The 5,089-nt window shown below is 74.6% G+C and carries 4 protein-coding genes; all 4 read left to right on the top strand.

The genetic code is table 11. The features are described 5' to 3' along the window. The coding region (locus HLK59_RS47970; RefSeq protein ID WP_240983065.1) for a condensation domain-containing protein at window positions 1–2,288 on the top strand (2,288 nt) is incomplete at its 5' end. Beyond that, complete coding sequence (locus HLK59_RS47975) at window positions 2,285–3,577, top strand: M18 family aminopeptidase (protein WP_171147987.1); 1,293 nt, start codon at window positions 2,285–2,287, stop codon at window positions 3,575–3,577. The genes HLK59_RS47970 and HLK59_RS47975, both read left to right, overlap by 4 nt. Window positions 3,578–3,623: 46 nt before the next feature. After that, a complete protein-coding gene (locus tag HLK59_RS47980; RefSeq protein ID WP_171147988.1) occupies window positions 3,624–4,364 on the top strand; it encodes a thioesterase in 741 nt (246 codons plus the stop codon). After that, on the top strand, window positions 4,361–5,089 hold a 729-nt coding region (locus HLK59_RS52235), incomplete at its 3' end, for an AMP-binding protein (RefSeq protein ID WP_171147989.1). The genes HLK59_RS47980 and HLK59_RS52235, both read left to right, overlap by 4 nt.

Here is a 5,089-nt window from a genome sequence, read left to right on the forward strand (position 1 = left end):
CCCCCGCCCTCCCCACGGACCGGCCGCGTGGACGTCGTGTCGCCGGGCGCGGGGCCGCCGAGGAGGTCTCCTGGGACGCGGGTCGGGCCGGGCGGCTGCGGGAGTGGAGCGGGCGGCAGGGGGTGACGCTGTTCGCGACGCTGCTCACGGCCTGGCAACTGGTGCTGCGGGAGCGGTCCGGGCAGGACGAGTTCCTCGTCGGCTCGACCTTCGGGAGGCGCCGCGCCGGTACCGAGCACACCGTCGGCTTCCATGTCGCCGTACTCCCGCTGAAGGCGTCGCTCACCGGCACGACCGGGCTGCGGGACGCCGTAAGAGCCACCCGGGACGCGCTGTTCGCCGCCGACGCGCATCAACACGTGGACGTGGACGCCCTGTTGGCCGCCCTCAACCCCGACCGTGGACATCCGCGTCCGCTGGTGACGGTGTCCGCGGACCTGGACGGCGCGCCCCTGTCCCGGCTCCGGCTGCCCGGACTCACCACCGAACAGATCCCCGGCGGCACCGAATCGGCCCCGCTGGAGCTGGCGTTGGCGGCCCTGGACACCCGCGAGGGGCTACGGCTGCGGATCCGCTACGACGCCGATCTGTACGAAGCGTCGACCGTACGGGGGCTGCTGGCCGACCTGGACCGGGTGCTGGAGGCCATGGCGGGCGGCCGGGCCGAGACGGTGGCGGACACGCGACCGGCCCCGCGGGAGCAGGCGACCCTGCGTACCCTCTGGTCCTCCGTCCTCGGCACCGACGACCTCTCCGACACCGCCGACTTCTTCGACCTGGGCGGCAGTTCGATCGCCGCGATCCGGTTGCACAACCGGGTCCGTGACGCCCTCGGCGTCGAGTTCTCGCTGGCGGACTTCTTCGCCGAACCGACGCTCGGGGCGCTCGGCGCGCTGGTCCGGACGCCGGCGGGAGACGATGACGACACGGCCTCGGACCCTGCCCCCGTCACCGACCAGCAGGCCCGCATGCTCGCCGCCCAGCCCGCCCTGCCCCGGCCGCAGGTCTACAACGTGCCGACCCGTATCCGCCTCACCGGCCCCGTCGACACGGACGCCCTGCGCACGGCCCTGACCGAGCTGGTGCGGCGCCACCACTCGCTGCGCACCCGGTACGTCCAGGACGGCGAGGGCACCTGGTGGCAGGAGGTCGTGGACGTCGCCCCGCCGCCGCTGCGGATCGTCGACTACAGCCGGCTCCCCGCCGAACGGGCCGCGCAGCGCTCGGACCAGGCCTGCCGGGCGGCGGCCGACGAGCCCTTCGACCTGACCCTCCCGACCCTGCCCCGGCTGCGGCTGCTGCGGGTCGCGCCGGACGAATGGGTGCTGATGTTCGTGGTGCACCACATCTGCACCGACGGCTGGTCCCACGGCGTCCTCCTCGCCGAGCTGGCCGCCCTGTACTCGGCCGCCGCGTCCGGCACCGACCCCGCCCTGCCCGCGCCCTCGGCCCAGCCCGCCGACCACGCCCGCCGTCAGCTCGAACGCCGGGGCGGGGCCGAACGGACCCGGCGGGCCGCGCACTTCGTCGACCATCTGAGCGGCGTACCCACCCGTCTGGAGGTGCCCACGGACCGGCCCCGCTCCGGGAGCCTCAGCGGCGACGGCGACACCGTCCGCGCGCACGCGCCGGCCGAACTGCGGGGCAGGGTCGAGAGGTTCGCCACGGCCCACCGGGTGACGCCGTTCGCCGTGGCGGCCGCCGCGCTCGGCGTCACGGTGGCCCGGCTCTCCGGACAGCGGGACCTGCTGGTGGGGGTGCCGTACGCCAACCGGGACGGCAGCGACACCGAGACGCTGGTGTCGCTGGTGTCCACGAACATCCCGGTGCGGATACGGGTCGGGCCCGAGGAGACGTGCGCCGAACTGGTCGCCCGTACCGGGGCGGAGACGCTGGCCGCCATGGCGAACGTGCTGCCGACGGCGGAGGTGTGGCAGGCGCTGCGGGAGGCGGGCGTGCGCGAGGTGCCCGAGGTGGTGTCGTGCCTGCTGGTCTTCCAGAACACCGACGACGTGGAGATCGAGATCCCCGGACTCGGGGTGGAGGTCGACGACGTGGCACCGCCCGCGGCGCGCACGGAGCTGACGTTCGGGCTGACGCCGCGGCGCGATCCGGCGCTGGGCTATCGCGCGTATGTCGAATACTCGGCGGATCTGTGGGACAGGAAATCGGCGGAGCGGATCCTCGACTCCTACCTGTCCGTCCTCGACGACCTGTGCGACAGCCCCGGCCTCCCGGTCGGCGAGCTGCTCGCCCCCCACCACCTCCGGAGAGGCACAAGCGCATGACCAAGGCCATCGATCCCACGCACAACGACGACCTGCTCGCTTTCCTGGAAGCCGCCTCCTCGCCCTACCACGCGGTGGCGCAGGCCGTGCAACGCCTGGAGAAGGCCGGCTTCGAGGAGCTGCGGGAGACCGAGGAGTGGACCGGTCACAGCGGTGGCCGGTTCGTCGTACGGGGCGGTGCGCTGCTCGCCTGGTACGTCCCCGAAGGGGCGCCCGCGCACACACCGTTCCGGATCATCGGCACGCACACCGACTCCCCCAACCTGCGGGTGAAGCCGACCCCGGACACCGGCTCGGCCGGCTGGCGCCAGGTCGCCGTGGAGATCTACGGCGGAGTCCCACTGAACACCTGGCTCGACCGCGACCTCGGTGTCTCCGGCCGGCTGACCCTGCGCGACGGCACGGCGAAGCTGGTCAAGATCGATGAACCGCTGTTGCGGGTACCGCAGTTGGCGATCCATCTCGACCGTACGGTGAACGAGGGCCTCGCCCTCGACCGGCAGCGCCAGCTCCAGCCCGTCTGGGCGCTGGGCCGGCCCGAGCCGGGTGCGCTGCTGCGGCGGATCGCGGCCGACGCCGGGCTCGACCCGGCCGAGGTGCTCGGCTGGGACCTGATGCTGCACGATGTGCAGAAGCCCGGACTGCTGGGCGCCGAGCGGGAGTTCCTGGTCTCGGCGCGGCTGGACAACCTCGTCTCCGTGCACGCGGGCGCCGCCACGCTGGCCACCGTCGCGCAGTCCTGGCCGGGGGCCGCCGAACGTATCCCGGTGCTCGCCGCGTTCGACCACGAGGAGGTCGGCTCCGGCTCCGAGACCGGGGCGCAGGGCCCGCTCCTGGAGCGCGTCCTGGGCCGGGTGGTGACCGCGCGGGGCGGTGGCGCCGAGGACTGGGCGCGGGCACTGGCGGGCACGATCTGTGCCTCGGCCGACATGTCGCACGCGGTGCACCCCAACTACAGCGAGCGGCACGACCCGGACAACCATCCGCTGCCCAACGGCGGTCCGGTGATCAAGGTCAACGTCAATCAGCGGTACGCCACCGACGGCACCGGCTATGCCGCGTTCGCCGCCGCCGCGGACCGGGCCGAGGTGCCCTGGCAGCGGTTCGTGTCCAACAACGCCATGCCCTGCGGTACGTCGATCGGGCCGATCACCGCGGCCCGGCTGGGCGTGACGACGGTGGACGTGGGCGTGCCCGGACTGTCCATGCACTCCTCGCGGGAGATGTGCGGGGCGGCCGACCCCGGGTATCTGACCCGGGCGCTGACGGAGTTCGTCTCGGCGGGCTGAACCAACGACACAACGACAAGAGGGCGGGCTGACGGTGTCAAGGAATGTGACCCTGGCGGGGGCCGACCCGGAGCGGGCCGTGCTGCGGGTGCTGATCGTGCCGCACGCCGGGGCGGGCGGGGCGAGCGGGCAGCCGTTCGCCGCGCACGCGCCGGACGACTGGCTGGTGGCGACGGCCCGGCTGCCCGGACGCGAGTCCCGCGTCCGGGAGCCCGGGGGCGACCTCGACGCCCTCACCGCGGACGTCACCGCAACGATCCGGGACCTGCCGGGTTCGGCGCCCCTGGTGGTGGTCGGCGTGTGCTCGGGTGCGGTGATCGCGCTGGAGGCACTGCGGCGGTCGGGCTCCGCCGGGGTCGCGGGCCTCGCCGTGGTGTCCCAGTGGGCGGTGAACGAGAGGCCCGACCCCGGCCGGCGTCCGCTGCGCGACGTCGACCTCACCCGCGACCGTGCCGAAGTCCTGGACATCCTGCGGGACTTCGGCGGCGTACCGGACGGGCTGGCCGCGAACGAGGAGATGCTCGGCCTGCTGCTGCCGTCGATCGTCGCGGACATCAGGGCCGTCGAGGACTACGTCCGCGAACCCTTCGATCCCGGCGTCCCCCTGCTGACCGTGTTCGGCGACGAGGACCAGCTGTGCTCGGAGGAACGCACCGACGGCTGGTCCCTCTTCGGCCCCCGCACCCGCACGGTGTGGCTCCCGGGCCACCACCTGCTCCTGACGGACGAACCGAAGGCACTGGCCACGGCGGTGGCGGAGAACCTCGACCACTGGGGCCTGGCATGACGGGCGGGGCGGGGGCGGTGGCTACGGCGGGTTCGGCGAGCGCCGCCCAGCGGATCGACGAGCTGCTGCTGGAACGTCTGGGACGGGACCCCGGCCGGGCCGCTCTGGTCTGTGCCGACGGCACGGTGATCAGTGCCGGGCGGTTACGGGAGCGGGTACTGGCCGTGGCCGCCTCGCTGCGGGCCCGGGGGCTGGGGCCCGGTGACCGGGTCGCGGTCTATCACGAGCGGTCGGTCGAGTTCGTGGCCGCGGTGCTGGGCGTGGCCTGCGCGGGGGCCGCGCACGCGGCGTTCGACGTGGCCGATCCGCCGGCCCGCACGCTCGGCATGCTGGAGGACTGCGCGCCGCGCGCGGTGCTGACGAGCCGGGCCCTGCGCGACCGGCTGGCCGGCTGCGGGGTCCCGATGCTCACGGACGACGAGGGCCACGAGGGTCGTACGGCACCGGCGGACGGCCCCCCCTCCCCCTCACCCTCCCCCCTCCCCTCCTCCCCGGACGACCCCGTCGCCCTGACCCGCCCCCCCGCCCCCCCCGGCCCCCCCCTCCCCCCCCCCCCTCCCGCCCCTCCCCCCCCCCCGCCCCCCCGCCTCCCCCTCCACGCCTTCACACCACACGGCCCGCCCGCACACCTGCCTCCCCTCTCCCCTCCCCCAGTCGCGCACCCGCCCCACGCACGCCCCCCCCCCTGCGCAGCCCCCAACGCCCATGGCCACTACCCATCCCGC

This window comes from Streptomyces sp. S3(2020) (assembly GCF_013044505.1).
GTDB lineage: Bacteria > Actinomycetota > Actinomycetes > Streptomycetales > Streptomycetaceae > Streptomyces.